Raw genomic sequence first — 15,656 nt, 5'->3', positions numbered from 1 at the left:
CCCACGACATGGTCAGCCTCCCCGGGTCTCCTGGGGCCGGCGCGGCAACTAACAATCTGAACCGCTTGCGCGCTTATGCAAGGCCCTCACATCACATCGAACACCGACCCCATCTTGGGCATGAACAGCTTCTGGAACTGCCGCGCCGCCTGCTCGTCGGTCAGGCTGGCGACGTGATCGCACACCACCCGGATGGCCGCCTCGGCATCAAGCGCTTCGGCATGCTGGCGGCGAGCTGTCTCGGGCAGGAAGCGCATGGGGTCGCTGGCGTAGACGGAAAACAGGTCGCCAACGATGCGCTGGCCCTTGAACTCCAGCATCTGGGTGCCCGGCAAGCCAATGACACGGCTGACCACCATGCCATGCAGGCTGCGCAGCAGACAGCGCTCGGCCGGCGGCAGGCTGGCCTGCCAGCGCAACATGGGATGCTGGAAGGCCTCATCCTCCACCAGCACGATGGACAGGATCAGGCGATGGACGATCTCGCCTATGGCCTCCTTGCGCTGATAAGGCTCGCCAAAGAACAGCTTGCCCAGCCTGTCCTGGTCAAACCAGGCCGGCAGATTGTCGGCCCTGGCCATGCTGGCCGCCCAGTCCTGCGGCCGCACCAGATCCAGCGAGGTGGCATCCTCCAGATCATGCACGCCATAGGAGATATCGTCCGCCAGCTCCATCAATGCGGTATCGAAACCCTTGTGACAGGGCTTGGCATGCTCCCCCTCAGCGCCAGCGACGATGGCCTGCAGCCGCTCGCGATCATCGCCGACAAAGGGCGCCAGCAACCACGCCACGATATCCGCCTCGCTGTCGAGGTAGCACTTGGGCGGTTTCAGTAGGCCGGCCCGCAGCTCGGTCAGGCCCACGCCAGGGTTCAAGGGTTGCTGATTCACCACCTTGCTATAGGGTGCCGGGTACTTGAGCACCCCCAGCAGGCTACGGCGGGTCAGGTTCATGCCGTGTTGCTGGCTGTAGCTTTCCAGCCGCCCAAGTATGCGCAGGGTCTGGCCATTGCCCTCAAAGCCACCATGCTCGCGCATATGGAAATTCAGCGCCATCTCGCCACCATGGCCAAACGGCGGGTGGCCGATATCATGCGCCAGGCAGATACACTGAATCTGCTGGTCGCTGGGCAGGAGCGCGGCCACATCGGCCCGCTGGGCCTCACGCAGGCCCAATGCCGGGCCATGCCCAGCCAGCCGGCGGCGCAAGGCCTGGACTATGCCGCTGCCTATGCGCGCCACTTCCAGCGAATGGGTCAGCCGGGTGCGGGGAAAGTCGCTTTCGGCCACACCCAGCGTCTGGGTCTTGCCCTGCAGGCGGCGAAATGCGGCGGAATGGACGATACGGGCGTAGTCACGCTCGTCCTCGGTACGGGTTTCATAACTGCGCTGGCTGACACCGCCCATGCGGTCGGCCAGTTGTTGCATGGATATCGTCATGACATTTACTCCAGAGCCTGTTCTGCGCACCATGGCCCATGCCCGATGCGCATCCGGTCTTGTTAGGGAAGCGCTGAAAACAGCTTGTTTGCGTCCGCGCGGCGCCTTGGTGGCGGCGCTTCCGACAGGTGATTGAATCGTATTTGCAGCTACCACAGTCCCGGCAATGCGCCGGGTAAAGCCTAGCTTGCCATAAAAAAAGCGCGCCACTAAGGGCGCGCTTCCAGCTACAGGGTCAAACTCAGGCCAGCTTTTGCAGCTGCGCCCGCATTTTCTCTACCGTTTCGCTGAAGTCGGCCAAGCGCTTGCGCTCCTGCTCCACCACGGCTGCCGGTGCCTTGTCGGCAAAGGCCGGGTTGGCCAGCTTGGCATTGGCCTTGGCAATTTCACCATCCAGCCGCGCCACTTCCTTGCTCAAACGTGCCCTCTCGGCCTCACGGTCTATCTCGACCTTGAGCATCAGGCGGGTGCCACCGACTACCTGTACCGGTGCATCGTCGGCCGGCAACTGCGCCACCACCTGCACCTCGCTGAGGCGACACAGCAAGGTCAGGTAAGGCCCGAACTCCGCCAGCTCGGCCGCCGTCCCTTCCAGGAACAAGGGCACCCGTTGCGACGGCGACAGGCTCATCTCGCTGCGCAGGGTACGGGCCGCCATGGTCAAGGCCTGGAACTGGGCCATACGACTGTTGGCCTGCTCGTCTATCTTCTCGACCTGCGCCAATGGCCAGGCCGCCAGCATCAGCGACTCGGTCTTCTTCGCATTGGCAAACGGTGCCACGGTCTGCCACAGCTCTTCGGTAATGAAGGGGATGATGGGGTGAGCCAACCGCAAGGCCACTTCCAATACCCGGACCAGGGTGCGGCGCGTGGCGCGCTGCTGTGCCTCATCACCTTGCTGTATCTGCACCTTGGCCAGTTCCAGATACCAGTCGCAATAGGCATTCCAGACAAACTCGTAGATGGCCTGCGCAGCCAGGTCGAAACGATAGGTATCCAGCGCCTCCTTCACCGCCATTTCGGTCTTCTGCAGCTCGCCGATGATCCACTTGTCGATGAAGCTGTAACTCAGCGGCAGGCTTTCATCCTGGCCGGTGTCCTGGCCTTCCACGTTCATCAGCACAAAGCGGGTGGCGTTCCACAGCTTGTTACAGAAGTTGCGGTAGCCTTCGGCACGCTTGAAATCGAAGTTCACATTGCGGCCCAGGGTGGCATAGCTGGCCATGGTGAAACGCAATGCGTCGGTACCGTAGGCCGGTATGCCCTCGGGGAACAGCTTCTCGGTGGCCTTGGCAATCTGCGGGGCCTTCTCGGGCCGGCGCAGGCCGGTGGTGCGCTTGCCCACCAGCTCAGGCAGAGCAATGCCGTCTATCAGGTCGACCGGGTCGATGACGTTGCCTTCCGACTTCGACATCTTCTTGCCTTCATGGTCACGCACAATGCCGTGGATGTAGACATCCTTGAACGGTACGCGGCCCATGAAATGGGTACTCATCATGATCATCCGGGCAACCCAGAAGAAGATGATTTCATAGCCGGTTACCAGTACACCGGACGGTACAAAGGCATTCAGGGCCGGGTTGGCGGCATCCTGCTCGGCATCGCCGGTCCAGCCCAGGGTGCTGAACGGCACCAGGGCCGAGCTGAACCAGGTGTCGAGCACATCATCGTCGCGGCGCAGCACCTTGCCACCGGCCTGGCGGACGGCATCCGCCTCGTTGCGGGCCACATAGACATTGCCTTGCTCGTCATACCAGGCAGGGATCTGATGCCCCCACCACAGCTGGCGGCTGATGCACCAGTCCTGGATATTCTTCATCCACTGGTTGTAGGTATTGACCCAGTTCTCGGGGATAAACCGGACCTGGCCGCTTTCCACCGCCTCGATCGACTTCTCGGCAATGCTCTTGCCGGTCGGATCACCCTCACCCACCCGTGTCATGGCCATGAACCACTGGTCGGTCAGCATGGGCTCCAGCACCGAACCGGTACGGTCGCCACGTGGCACCATCAGCTTGTGCGGCTTCACTGATTCCAGCAAACCCTGGGTCTCCAGGTCGGCCACGATGGCCTTGCGGGCCACATAGCGCTCCTTGCCGGCATAGCCGGCCGGCAGCGGGATGCTGCCCTGCACGCTGCCATCAAAGCCGAACAGCTGCGCCTCGTCCAGGATATGGGCGGTCAGCGACATCACGTTGATCAAGGGGAAACCGTGACGCTTGCCGACCTGATAGTCATTGGGGTCGTGTGCCGGGGTCACCTTCACCACGCCGGTACCGAACTCCTTGTCCACATATTCGTCGGCAATCACCGGGATGTCACGATCGCACAGGGGCAGGCGCACCCGCTTGCCCACCAGGGCGGTATAGCGCTCATCCTCCGGGTGCACCATCAGGGCCACGTCACCCAGCATGGTTTCAGGCCGGGTGGTCGCCACGGTCAGGTGGCCGCTGCCGTCCACCAGCGGGTAGCGGATATGCCACAGATGGCCGTCTTCTTCGGTGTTCTCGACTTCCAGATCCGACACCGAGGTGCCCAGCACCGGGTCCCAGTTCACCAGCCGCTTGCCACGATAGATCAGGCCCTGCTCGAAAAGGCGGACAAACACCTCGGTCACGGTTTCGGAGCGCGCACCATCCATGGTGAAGTATTCACGCGACCAATCCACCGAGCAGCCCATGCGGCGCATCTGGCTGGTAATGGTGCCGCCGGATTTCTCCTTCCACTCCCATATCTTGCCGACAAAGGCTTCGCGGCCCAGGTCGTGGCGGCTGACTTTCTGTTCGGCCAGCTGGCGCTCCACCACAATCTGTGTGGCAATGCCGGCGTGGTCGGTACCCGGCAGCCACAGGGTGTTGTGGCCCTGCATGCGGTAATAGCGGGTCAGGCCATCCATGATGGTCTGGTTGAAAGCATGGCCCATGTGCAGCGTGCCGGTGATATTGGGCGGCGGCAGCTGGATGCTGAAGGACGGGACCGATGTGTCCATGCTCGGCTTGAAATAGCCGGCCTGTTCCCAGGTTTGGTACCAGCGGCGCTCAATGTCACCGGGTTCGAAGCTCTTGGCGAGTTCCATGATGCGAATCTGTCTGCGTTGCGGAAGGTGCCGATTATACGGGCAAATCTGCAATCGCCAGCGTCGGGCAGCAGCCTGATGAACAGCCGGCATGACGGTTAATGGGCCGGGCAGGTAACATCGCCCCATGTCCTACCTCCCCCTTCCCTCCCGGCGCGCACCCAAGGCCCTGGCCCTGGGCGCGCTGGCGCTGGTATTGCTGGCCCTGCTTGCCGCTGGCAGCGGCGCCATCGACATCCCGGTGAGCGAGATTCCCGCCCTGTTGTGGGGTAGCGCCAGCGACGACCTGCGGCAGACCTGGCAGAGCGTGCTGCTGGATGTCCGGCTGCCACGCATCCTCCTGGCGCTGGCAGTGGGCGCGTCCCTCGCCGTGGCAGGCTGCGTGCTGCAAGCGGTGTTTCGCAATCCCCTGGCTGAGCCCGGCCTGATTGGTGCCTCCAGCGGCGCGGCCCTGGCCGCCACCCTGGCGCGTGTCATGCTGCCGGGCATGGCCGTTGCCCCCGCCGCCTTTGCCGGTAGCCTGCTGGCCACCTGGCTGGCCTGGGCCATTGGCCGGGGGCAGGATGCCGGCCGTCTGCTGCTGGCCGGGGTCGCCATCAATGCGCTGGCCGGCGGCGGCCTGTCACTGCTGACCTATCTGGCCGATGAGACAGCATTACGCGGCAGCACCCTGTGGGCGCTGGGCAGCCTGGCGGGTGCCGGCTGGATGCAGCTGGCCTGGCTGCTGCCGGTGCTGGGCATCTGCCTGGTGCTGATGTGGCGCGAATACCGCGCGCTGGATGCCTTGCTGCTGGGCGAGCGTGAAGCCTGGCACTTAGGCTATGAGCTGACCGGCCTGCGCCGTCGCCTGGTGACGCTGAGTGCGCTGACCGTCGCGCTGACGGTCTCGGTCTGCGGCGCCCTGGGCTTCGTCGGCCTCATCGCCCCCCATCTGGCACGGCTGCTGCTGGGCCCGAGTCACCGCCACCTGCTGCCTGGCGCAGCTCTGCTGGGTGCAGCCTGTCTGCTGGTTGCCGACTGGCTGGCCCGTACCGTGGTGGTACCGTCCGAACTACCCATAGGCGCGGTACTCAGCGTGGTGGGCGCCCCCTTCTTCCTGTTCCTACTGGTCAGGGCGCGTAGGCCGGTCGCCTGACCTTCCCTGTGACCCTAGTTCGAGCTGTGCCTGCTCTCCATAGTTGCCCCACATTTGGTACTTAGAGTCTGGGACTACATCATGGAGGACGCCGCTATGCCGCTCACACACCTGCCCCGCCTGCTGGTTTGTCTGGTCAGCGCCGGACTGACGGTCCAAGCCCACAATATTGATACCAATCAGGTCTCAAACACCTATCTGAGCGCCATCATCGTGCCGGACGAGGCCGAGATAGGCAGCACCACCCAGGTCTGGCTGGGCGCGCTCTATGGCGGACAGTGGTTTCTGCGTAATGCAAGCGGCGGCTGGCAGGCTTTCGAAGGCAGCTACCCGGTAGCCGTACCCGGCCTCACACTCGGCCCCGTCAATGCCATCGATATCAGCCAAGGCCTGGACCCAACCAGCCTGCCAGGCCTGGAGGTGTACCTGGGCTATGGCAGCAGCGTGGCCGCCTATAACAACACCCCCGGTCACTTGCGCAAAGTACACACGGTCACACCGGCCGGCTCGGCCGGACTATCGGCCGCGGTCGATGTCACCCGCTTGCCCATGGGCGACGGCAAGATCAGCAGCAGCCCTACCCGAGGCAGCATCTGGGCCTGCACGACCACTGGCGGTGGAGGCGGCGCCAGCCAGGCAGGCCCGTGGATACGCGGCGATGGCACTTATGACCTGACCGCCAAGCTGTCGGTAATCGGCTCGGTACCCTGGAGCGGCAGTTTCAGCGCCGTCGTCAATGGCAGCAGTCGTATCATCAGCGGCAATGGCCTACCCGGCCACACCACGGGCAGCTATCCCATTGCCAGTAGTGATCCGGCCTACCAATATGACCGCAACCCCAACAGCATCAGGGGCCAAACCGTCAGCCTGACCCTGCCGGTCCTACCTCAGTTGGCAGCAAGCAGCAGTTGCCTGCCTGGGGGCGCCATCGGCATCCTTACCAGCGGAGTGGTGATCTTCAATGGACTCGACGCCGAGAACCGCGATGCAGTGGCACACGAGGTGCAGGATCGTTGCCAAGGCCATCCCGAACGCAACGGCAGCTACCACTATCACAACATCAGCACCTGCATTGCCGAGAAGTCAGAACCCTCCGAGCACTCGCCGCTGGTCGGCTATGCCTATGACGGCTTCGGCATCTATGGCCGCTATGGCGAGGATGGCAAACTACTCACCAATGCCGACCTGGACGAGTGCCACGGTCACACCCATACGCTGGACTGGGACGGCCAGCAGCGCAGTCTGTATCACTACCATGCCACCTGGGAGTACCCCTATACCCTAGGCTGCTTCCGCGGCAACCGGGTAAGGTAGTCGCCTGAGCACCAGTCCTTCCGAGATCGGTTGCGGGCGAGTGCAGGGGTGGGAGTCAATCAAGGTGGCACCGCGGCCTGAGTTACCTCAAAGGGCCAACACCCGGGGCCCCTGCGCGGCACGTTTTCACCCTGCATTGTTTGAACATTACATACAGGCTCTCAAGCAAAACTCACACAGGCTATAGGCGGCAGCTCAGCCGACAGCCGCAGCCAGCTCTCACCAGCATCCTCACTCAGCCATAGCGAACCGGTAGTGGATGCCATGGCCAGCCGCAGGCCCTGATCATCTACCGCCAAACCATGCCGATAAACCAGATGGAAAGCCGGTGCAGCCGGCAAACCCAGATTGAGTTTGTCGTAGTGCCGACCGCCATCGCGGGTACGCAGCACATAGAAGTCGCCTTCCAGCGGTATCCGACGGTCATCAGCCGCCGCCGGAACAAACCAGGCAGTGTGTGGATCAAGCGGGTGAGCCGCCACGGCAAAGCCGAAATTGGATAGCGGCTCGGCAGGCCATATCTCCTCCCACTTGCCCAGATCATCCTGCGTGACAAACTGGCCGTTGTGGTGCTGGCACCAGACGGCTTGCGGCACCGCCTGGCACTGGGCCAGCCTATGGGTGTCCTGTATATCTGGGTCTTCCTTGGATTCGGGTGGCATATAGGCCGCCCATAAGCCGGTGCTGGCGTTTTCCCAAGTGCGCCCAGCATCGCGGCTACGCAAGACTCCACCGCAGGAGATGCCCACCACCAACCAGTCCGGGTCACGTGGGTCAACCAGGATGGAATGGATGCCGGGGTGGTCATACCCACCGCCGAACCATTTGGCCCGCTCGGGTCGCTGCCACAGGCTTTCCACCAGGCTCCAGCTACGCCCAGCATCGGTGGAACGGAACAGGCCCGCCGGTATGCCACCTGCCCATAGCGTACCGTCCTGGCCAGCCACTAGCGTCCAGATCAACTCCAGCACAGGCGCGCCTTCCATCCCCGCAGCAAAGGCCGGCATTTCCAGCTCGGTCCAGTTGGCGCCGCCATCATCACTGGCATGCAGCTTGGGGCCGAAGTGGCCATCCTGCAGCGCCGCATACCAGCGCCCGCCTGTGGCCAGCACCGCCGACACCGCCGTACCCAGAAAATGCTGGCCCAGCAACTGCCAGCCGTCTGTCCCCCTGAGGTAAACCAGCAGGCCTTTGCGGCTGCCTATCAAGAGCGTGTCCTGCATCTCATCCTCCCGAGAGGGCTTGCATTACATAGATTTCGGCGTCATCCGCCACGATGCTGTCCAACGCATCGCGACGCAACTCGCCATCGATAAACAGGGCCACATGCTTGCGCAAGCTACCTTGCTCATCCAGCACATAGCCACGTAGCTGAGGATACTCCGTGAATATCTGTTCCAGCGCGGCACGCGGCGTGTCTGCCGACACCGTCGAGGCAGTGGGCGGTGCATGACGGCGCAGATGCGGGGTGAAGGCTAGTTTGGGCATGTCCACTTTATAGACTAAGAGCCTATTTAGGACTTACAGGCAGCGTAGTCAGGACGCGACCACTGCAGGCACCCGGGTAACCCAGGTGCTGACCATTGCAGCATCTCTAGCCGCGGCTCTCCCCTGATCTAGCCCCACCCCTACCCCCGCCCGCCAGCGGGGAACCTCGCCGCGCTCGACTGCGCCCGTTTTGGACTTATAGGCAGCGTAGTCACGACGCGACCACCGCAGGCACCCGGGTAACCCAGGTGCTGACCGTTGCGGCCTCTCTAGCAGCTGCTGCCAGCCGCGATAGTCAAACAGATAGAGCGAGTGAGCGAAATTCCGCTGCCTCGCCACCAGGTAGAGCAACTCAATGCATCCGTTGTACTGGCCCTTCGGCGCCAGACCTTTGGCCCACTCTGTGCCACCTACCAAGACCTTGCAGCTATCCGATCTGGAGAGCATACAAATGGCAATTAAGCGCACGACTGAGTACCTGGATGACTTGGCTAACCAGGTCGAGCAGCAGCTCCTGACGCGAGCGAAGCTAGCCCCCCACATGGCAAAGCAAATTGCTGTCGAGGTAACAGATCACATGGCGCATCACTGGGGTGGTCTCAACCTGTACTTTGGCAAAGGGCTGCTTCGCAGGCTGTCTCACCGTGACCAATCAATCTATGATTCCTTCACGGGCTCAAACTTTGATGAGCTGGTCCGCAAAACAGGCCTCACCGAGCGACAGATCTACCGTATCGTTGAACAAGGGCGGAAGTTTGAACGGACGCGCAGACAGGTTGATATGTTTGCCGCAGCAGAAGAGACCGCGCCACACACTAGCCGGAAGTAACGCTTCGGAATCGTTGCGATCTATTTTTACCAGCTGCAACAGTCTTTCATTCCATCGTCCCGACTTGTCCCATATCATCCCAGCCAGTCCCAATTATCTACCCGCACCCTGTGGGTTTATCTCTCACCAACTCAAGCAGCGGCTCCCCCTTGATCGATTCCCACCCCTACCCCCGCCCGCCGGCGGGGAACCTCGCTACGCTCGGCAGGGCCTGTTTTGGACATACTCGGCAGCGTAGTCACGATGCGCTCAACGCAGACGCTCAGGTACGGGCCAAATGCCATACTCGCCCGCCCAGACAGCAGCGCTTGGCGCTATCATGGTGACCAGCGATCCCGTCTTGGACAAACACGCGACAAAACCATGCCCTATCTGACCGAACCCGAATTCCGCCATGATCAGCCCCGTCGCCTCGGCATACTGCTGATCAACCTGGGTACGCCGGCTGCGCCCACTGCGGCGGCGGTGCGGCCCTACCTCAAGCAGTTCCTGTCCGATCCACGGGTGGTGGAGATACCCAGGCTGGCCTGGTGGTTCATCCTCAACGGCATCATTCTCAATACCCGCCCCAAACAATCGGCCGCCAAATATGCCAGCATCTGGACACGCGACGGCTCTCCCCTGGCGATCTACACCCGCCAACAGGCCAAGCTGCTGCAAGGCTATATGGGCGATGCGGGGCAACAGGTGATGGTGGAATGGGCCATGCGCTATGGCCAGCCCAGTGTGGCCGACAAGCTGATGGCACTGAAGGCCGCAGGCTGTGATCGGGTACTGGCCGTCCCGCTCTACCCCCAGTACGCCGCCTCCAGCAGCGGTAGCGCCATGGACGCGCTGGCCGACGCCATCAAGGCCTTGCGCAATCCGCCCGAGCTGCGCATCGTCAAGCAGTTCCACGATAGCCCGGCCTATATCGACACGCTGGCGCGGCGGGTACAAAGCCATTGGGCCCAGCAGGGTCGTGGCGATCACCTCGTGATGAGCTTCCACGGCATTCCTCGCTTCAGCCTGGACAAAGGCGACCCCTACCATTGCCAGTGCCACAAGACTGCCCGCCTGCTGGCCGAGCAGCTGGGTTTGAACAAGGATCAGTACACCGTCGCCTTCCAGTCGCGCTTCGGCCGCACTGAGTGGCTCAAGCCCTATACCAGCGAGGTGCTGCAGCAACTCGGCAAACGCAAGACCGGCAAGCTCGATGTGATCTGCCCCGGCTTTGTGGCCGACTGCCTGGAAACCCTGGAAGAGATCGCCATCGAGGGCAAGGAAACCTTCCTGACCGCAGGTGGCGGCCAGTACCGCTATATCGCGGCACTCAATGCCGAACCTGACTGGATCATTGCCCTGGCCCGTATCCTGGCGCCCCACCTGGGTGGTTGGCTGGAGCACCAGGAAGACCAGCAGGCCACCACTGCCCGCCTGAGCCTCGCACGGGCACTGGGCGCAAAGCATTGATGTAAGAGCCTGTTCAAAGCCTTTTCGCCACGTCGCGGCCCGCTGGGCTCGCAGCCTTGCCGGATGAAGGGCAAGGCGCAAGCCGCGCAGCGGTACGGGTACCGTAAGCGGCTTGCAACGCTGCCATTCGCCGGCAAGGCTGCGAACCCGAAGGGCTGATCTGGAAAACGGCCATTCACTGCGTTGTGGCGCTTGGCAATAACTTGCTATTGCCCGCGCGCCACGCCTTGTGCCTGGCCATTTTCCAGATCAGCCCAGCGGGCCGGCGCGCGGCGAAAAGACTTTGAACAGGCTCTAAGGCCGACCAGATCAGCTTGCAGGCAGCCCACCCAGCACAACGGCCGCATCGCGGCCGTTGTGCTGATGCTGGCCGGGTTAGCCCATCAGGCCTGGCACTTGGTCTGGGCCTGCTGCGGTGTCAGGTTGCGGATGGAGGTATAGAACAACTCGCAGGTCTGTACCTTGTCGGTCACCTGCCACTTCTGGGTACAGGTATTGAGCGTGGCCGTCGGGTCGCTGGTCGGCTGCCCGCCCATGGTTGCCTGCCAGCAGGCGGCGGTGATGTCCTGACCCATCACCTTCAGCCCCATCGCGTCAGCCTTGGCCTGGTCGCCGCCATAATTGGCCGGATCTGCCGCATACCAGATATAGCTGGGGTGGTTGGAACCCAGCACCGACACACTCTGGCCCGGCGCCGCCGTAATACTGCCCAGGCCCAGCACACTGAGGCTGACGCCATACTGCGACTTGATCCAATCGCGCACCGGCCCGCCAAAGGCCACCATGGGCTTGCTGGGGCCGCCAGCGCTGCCCGGCGCCGTCAGTTGCGCCACCATGCCGGACTGATAGTCGGTGAAATAGCCGTAGATGTTCTCCAGCGTACTACCGGCACTGGCTGGCGCGGCGATGGGGGCAATATCGATAATGGTCTGATAGCCCGGCGTCGCATTCTTGGCCACGCCATTGGTTTCCAGCAGGCTGGCCCAGCGATCGGTAGTGGCCGATTCCAGGTAGTCCTGCGCGCGGGTCAGTGAATAATCCGGCGGAAAGTGCAACAGCTCCACGCTCTTGCGGTTCTCCAGCGCCATGCCCAATGGCAGGAAGAAATACCAGTTGTAGGCCCATTTGCCATCGGCATTGGCTTTGCTGGCGCCGGTATAGGCCAGGTCGCCGGTCTTCAAGAGTGCTTTCAGGGGCTTGTCGTAGCCTTGCGGCACGCCACGGAAGGTCGCATGCACGCGGCCCTTGCTGATGGTGGCCTTGACCTTGGCATCGGCGTAGCCATCACGCTGCAGGCTCTGCCCCAGGTAATGCTCCACCGTCTGCTGTAAGGTCCAGTTGCGATAGCAGATCACATTGCAGTTGTTGGGGTAGGCAAACAAGCGGATGACCCGCTCCTTGCTGCCCAGGTCTACCTTCACATCCTTGGCGTGGGCGGCCTGCACCAGCAGCATGCCGGCGACGACCATCATCCCTGTTTTCCAGCTCATACCGTCTCCTCTATGGGGGGGTTAGTTGCGGTGGGTAAAACACTGTCCAGCGCCTGCATCAACGCCTGCAGTGCTGCTACAAAGGCCTGCAGTGCCTCGCTGTAGTCGTGCTCAGGCTCGGCACTGGCCAGTTCCAGTGCCAATGCCAGCTGCGTCAGTTCGGATGCGCCCATATAGTCGGCAACCGACTTCAGTGTGTGGGCAATGCGGTGGACTTCCTCATGCTCGCCGGCCTGCGCCGCCTGCACGATACCCTGGGCCGTGGCCGCATGATTGCGCCGGAAATTGCCGAGGATGGAGAAATAGCGTTCGCGCCGGTTATTCAACCGACGCAAGCCCACCGCCAGATCTATGCCGGGGAACACCGGCAAAGGCAGCACATTGTCCGCCTCGGCCAGGCCGGACGGTAAAGCCTGCGGCACGCGCCCCATCCAGCGGGCCAGCATGGCACACAGAAGATCATGGTCCAGCGGCTTGGTCAGGTAGTCGTTCATGCCGGCGGCAATACAGCGCTCGCGGTCGCCCGACAGTGCATGCGCCGTCATGGCGATGATGGGCAGTTGGGCCAGCCTCGCCTCTTCGCGCAAACGCCGGGCGGCACTGAGGCCATCCATGACGGGCATCTGCACGTCCATCAGTACGGCATCAAACACCTGAGCCGAAGCCAACTCCACCCCCTGCTGCCCATTCTCGGCCACCGTCACCCTGACCCCGGCATCGTGCAGATAGGCCTCGGCAATCTCGCGATTGATGGGGTTGTCTTCCACCAGCAGCACATGGGCCCCCTGCAGCGCAGTGACTTCCACCGGTGTTGCCAAGGGCGGGTTGCGCGGCTCGGCTGCCGCCAGCGGCTCGGCTACCTGCAAGTCCAGGCTGAAACTGAAGCAACTACCCTTGCCAGGCAGGCTGTCCACCCACAACTGCCCTCCCATGGCCTCCACTAGCTGCTTGCAGATGGCCAGCCCCAGCCCGGTACCACCGTACTGCCGGGTAATCGATTCATCGGCCTGGGTAAAGGCATCAAACAAACGGTTGATCTGCTCGGCATTGAGTCCGATGCCGGTGTCGCGCACATCGAACTGCAGCCGCACCGTCCCTCCCTCCAGCAGCACCAGGCTGATACCGACCCTGACCTCCCCCTGATCGGTGAATTTGACCGCATTGCTCACCAGGTTGGTCAGTATCTGCCCCAAGCGTAACGGGTCGCCCTGCAAAGCACCCGGCACGTCCGGGCTGACCATGATATGCAGCCCTACCCCCTTGGCCTCGGCGCGGTGGAGCACCATGGAACTGACACTGTCCAGCACCTCGTCCAGGCTGAAGCGTATGTGCTCCAGCTGCAGTTTGCCGGCCTCCACCTTGGAGAAGTCCAGAATGTCGTTGATGATGCCCAGCAAGGCATCGGACGAAGCCCGTATCTTTTCCAGGTAATCAACCTGGCGGGGGGTCAGCTCGGTGCGCAACGACAGGCGCGTCATCCCCACGATGGCATTCATGGGGGTACGTATCTCGTGGCTCATCCTTGCCAGGAAATCCGATTTGGCCAAACTGGCTTGTTCAGCCTCCTGCAGCGCCAACTCCAGCGTGCTGGTCCAGTACACAAAAAAGCGATAGCCCAGGAAGGACATGGACAACAGCAGGATGGCCAGTACCCAGTAGACCGCCGAGGCCGCCTCATTGGCCAGCCTTGCCGCATGCCGCAAGGCCTCCACCTCGCTCATGCCGGGGTTGGGCAGGCTGGATTGCCGGGCCAGCACAAAGGACAGCAACAGAAAGCTCAAAACCCCCGCAACCAGGATGCCCGCCGCCATCAGCACCCGTTGCTGGTCATGGTCGCCATCGGCCACTGTGATGAAATGCCGGTCACGCCAACGCACCACTGCCGGGCTGACCAGGGCCAGCACCGGTGCCACGGTCAGCAACAACTGCACAAAGCCCCCCAGCCACCACCCCTGCCAATTGGTGAAGGCATCGTGCATGCCTATGGTGTTGGTATGGGTCCAGACAAAGGAGCCGCTGGCGCCCAGGATGCCGGACACAAAGGCCAGCAGCGCAAACAGCATGATGGAGTTGAGCGAGCGTAAGTCATAGGAGATGGGCACGGCCCGATAGACCACGGTAAATACCGCCAGCGCCAGGGGATCGGAAAATGCAAACAGCACCGACCAACCTAAGGGCATACCGGAATAGACCGCCAGTACCAAGGTAGAAACATAGGCCGGTATGGCGCCCCACCAGAAGCCAAACCACAGCACCCAGAAGGCGCAAATGGTCAACGGCGGGTAGGCCGTGAGATAGACATCCACCCCACCAAAATGCAGGGGCAGACCAGACCACTGATAGACGATGGAGGCAATGCCCAGACCTACACAGGCTAGCAAGGACAGGCACCAGGCTGCCATCAAGCCCTGAGTCGGCGGCTTGCCCCATTGCGCACGGACCTCGTACAGGGGCAGGTGGCGGTAGACGACACTGAATATTTCGTGGGCACGACTGGGCGTATGCAAGCGGGGTTTCCTCATCCTGGCGCCGGTCACTCGCCCACGTCATCGCAGGTCAAGGCACATTCCGGTCATGGCTCTTTCTAGCAGAGACACCGGCCAGGTGCGAGGAAATGCAAAAAGTAACGACGCGGTGCGCTATCGACGGCTATCTGCCGCCAGGTGCAAAGCCATGCCGCCCAGTACCGTCGCCATCAGCCAGCGCTGCAGGCGTACAAAGCCGGGCCGGTGTTGCAGCAAGGCCGCCACCCTGCCCGCCAGGTTGATCAGTGTCAGGTGTACGCACATGCTCACCCCTATCTGCACGCAACCCAGCAGCACACTCTGGCCCAGCACCGAAACCCCTTGTGGGTCGATGAACTGCGGCAGCATGGAGACATAGAAGATGGCGATCTTGGGATTGAGCAGGTTGGTAAACAAACCCGTCAGGAACAGCCGGCGGTCGCTCTCAGCCGGCAAGGTCCTGACTTCGAAGGGACTGTGTCCACCGGGTCGGATAGCCTGCCATGCCAGGTAGGCCAGATAGGCCGCGCCGCCCCAACGCAGCAGATCATAGGCCAGCGGCACCGCCAGCAGCAGGGCACTCAGCCCGATAGCAGCACTCAGCATATAAATCAGAAAGCCCAGCACCACGCCGGCCAGCGAGACATAGCCAGCCCGCCGCCCCTGGCAGAGCGAGCGCGACACCATATAGGCCATATTGGGGCCGGGTGTCAGCGCCATCATCAAGGCCAGCAAGGCAAAGGAAGACAAGGCTTCGGGGCTGGGCATGACAGACTCCGCACAAGAGGACGGTATAGCCTAGCCGGCCAGTACCGGCCACACCCGATACAGTGCGCGTGCAGCAACAGGTGCCTGTCCGAACTGGCTATGCACATCGGCGACTCAAGATCGGTGCAGACGGAATACCTACGGGGGGTGGCAAGGCAACC

Annotated in this window: 11 protein-coding genes; 4 read left to right on the top strand and 7 right to left on the bottom strand. The window is 62.4% G+C overall.

The annotated features are described in order from the left end of the window. Positions 1-86 precede the first annotated feature (86 nt). Complete coding sequence (locus QWZ03_RS12520; protein WP_290333025.1) at positions 87-1,439, bottom strand: anti-phage deoxyguanosine triphosphatase; 1,353 nt, start codon at positions 1,437-1,439, stop codon at positions 87-89. Positions 1,440-1,680: 241 nt separating this feature from the next. Then, complete coding sequence (locus QWZ03_RS12515; protein WP_290333023.1) at positions 1,681-4,515, bottom strand: valine--tRNA ligase; 2,835 nt, start codon at positions 4,513-4,515, stop codon at positions 1,681-1,683. Positions 4,516-4,642: 127 nt separating this feature from the next. Between QWZ03_RS12515 and QWZ03_RS12510 the strand changes: the two genes are divergently transcribed. Together QWZ03_RS12510 and QWZ03_RS12505 are read left to right on the top strand one after the other, a co-directional pair. Continuing rightward, on the top strand, positions 4,643-5,650 hold the full coding sequence (locus tag QWZ03_RS12510) for a FecCD family ABC transporter permease (protein ID WP_290333022.1): 1,008 nt from the start codon (positions 4,643-4,645) through the stop codon (positions 5,648-5,650). Between the two features lie 96 nt (positions 5,651-5,746). Further along, the gene (locus QWZ03_RS12505) at positions 5,747-6,964 is read left to right on the top strand and encodes a YHYH protein (protein ID WP_290333021.1); all 1,218 of its coding nucleotides are present in this window, start codon (positions 5,747-5,749) and stop codon (positions 6,962-6,964) included. Positions 6,965-7,125: 161 nt separating this feature from the next. Here QWZ03_RS12505 and QWZ03_RS12500 read toward each other — a convergent pair whose 3' ends face one another. Together QWZ03_RS12500 and QWZ03_RS12495 are read right to left on the bottom strand one after the other, a co-directional pair. Continuing rightward, on the bottom strand, positions 7,126-8,187 hold the full coding sequence (locus tag QWZ03_RS12500; protein WP_290333020.1) for a WD40/YVTN/BNR-like repeat-containing protein: 1,062 nt from the start codon (positions 8,185-8,187) through the stop codon (positions 7,126-7,128). A gap of 1 nt (position 8,188) precedes the next feature. Next, positions 8,189-8,452: a ubiquitin family protein gene (locus QWZ03_RS12495; RefSeq protein ID WP_290333019.1), complete on the bottom strand. Its 264-nt coding sequence runs from the start codon at positions 8,450-8,452 to the stop codon at positions 8,189-8,191. Between the two features lie 451 nt (positions 8,453-8,903). Between QWZ03_RS12495 and QWZ03_RS12490 the strand changes: the two genes are divergently transcribed. Both QWZ03_RS12490 and hemH read left to right on the top strand, forming a co-directional pair. Next, entirely contained in the window at positions 8,904-9,281 is a 378-nt protein-coding gene (locus QWZ03_RS12490) for a Mor transcription activator family protein (protein WP_290333018.1), read from the top strand. 363 nt (positions 9,282-9,644) lie between these two features. Beyond that, positions 9,645-10,733 carry a ferrochelatase gene (gene hemH / locus QWZ03_RS12485; RefSeq protein WP_290333017.1) on the top strand — a complete coding sequence of 363 codons (1,089 nt, stop codon included), beginning with the start codon at positions 9,645-9,647 and terminating at the stop codon, positions 10,731-10,733. 383 nt (positions 10,734-11,116) lie between these two features. Here hemH and QWZ03_RS12480 read toward each other — a convergent pair whose 3' ends face one another. The 3 genes from QWZ03_RS12480 to QWZ03_RS12470 form a co-directional block, all read right to left on the bottom strand. After that, complete coding sequence (locus QWZ03_RS12480; RefSeq protein ID WP_290333016.1) at positions 11,117-12,223, bottom strand: hypothetical protein; 1,107 nt, start codon at positions 12,221-12,223, stop codon at positions 11,117-11,119. After that, positions 12,220-14,730 carry a hybrid sensor histidine kinase/response regulator gene (locus tag QWZ03_RS12475; RefSeq protein ID WP_290333015.1) on the bottom strand — a complete coding sequence of 837 codons (2,511 nt, stop codon included), beginning with the start codon at positions 14,728-14,730 and terminating at the stop codon, positions 12,220-12,222. The genes QWZ03_RS12480 and QWZ03_RS12475 overlap by 4 nt, the downstream gene beginning before the upstream one ends. A 132-nt stretch (positions 14,731-14,862) precedes the next feature. Continuing rightward, positions 14,863-15,495, bottom strand: a complete 633-nt coding sequence (locus QWZ03_RS12470; protein WP_290333014.1) for a LysE family translocator — start codon at positions 15,493-15,495, stop codon at positions 14,863-14,865. Positions 15,496-15,656 lie beyond the last annotated feature (161 nt).

The sequence above is a fragment of the Chitinimonas viridis genome (assembly GCF_030409555.1).
Classification (GTDB): Bacteria; Pseudomonadota; Gammaproteobacteria; order Burkholderiales; family Chitinimonadaceae; genus Chitinimonas; species Chitinimonas viridis.
Note: the sequence above shows the minus strand (reverse complement) of the source record. Positions and strands in the feature narration are given on the sequence as shown.

What these genes read in the sequence shown, in the direction of transcription:
- QWZ03_RS12520 (WP_290333025.1), bottom strand. Translation starts at nt 1,439, where the DNA reads ATGACGATATCCATGCAACAACTGGCCGACCGCATGGGCGGTGTCAGC.
- QWZ03_RS12515 (WP_290333023.1), bottom strand. Translation starts at nt 4,515, where the DNA reads ATGGAACTCGCCAAGAGCTTCGAACCCGGTGACATTGAGCGCCGCTGG.
- QWZ03_RS12510 (WP_290333022.1), top strand. Translation starts at nt 4,643, where the DNA reads ATGTCCTACCTCCCCCTTCCCTCCCGGCGCGCACCCAAGGCCCTGGCC.
- QWZ03_RS12505 (WP_290333021.1), top strand. Translation starts at nt 5,747, where the DNA reads ATGCCGCTCACACACCTGCCCCGCCTGCTGGTTTGTCTGGTCAGCGCC.
- QWZ03_RS12500 (WP_290333020.1), bottom strand. Translation starts at nt 8,187, where the DNA reads ATGCAGGACACGCTCTTGATAGGCAGCCGCAAAGGCCTGCTGGTTTAC.
- QWZ03_RS12495 (WP_290333019.1), bottom strand. Translation starts at nt 8,452, where the DNA reads ATGCCCAAACTAGCCTTCACCCCGCATCTGCGCCGTCATGCACCGCCC.
- QWZ03_RS12490 (WP_290333018.1), top strand. Translation starts at nt 8,904, where the DNA reads ATGGCAATTAAGCGCACGACTGAGTACCTGGATGACTTGGCTAACCAG.
- hemH (WP_290333017.1), top strand. Translation starts at nt 9,645, where the DNA reads ATGCCCTATCTGACCGAACCCGAATTCCGCCATGATCAGCCCCGTCGC.
- QWZ03_RS12480 (WP_290333016.1), bottom strand. Translation starts at nt 12,223, where the DNA reads ATGAGCTGGAAAACAGGGATGATGGTCGTCGCCGGCATGCTGCTGGTG.
- QWZ03_RS12470 (WP_290333014.1), bottom strand. Translation starts at nt 15,495, where the DNA reads ATGCCCAGCCCCGAAGCCTTGTCTTCCTTTGCCTTGCTGGCCTTGATG.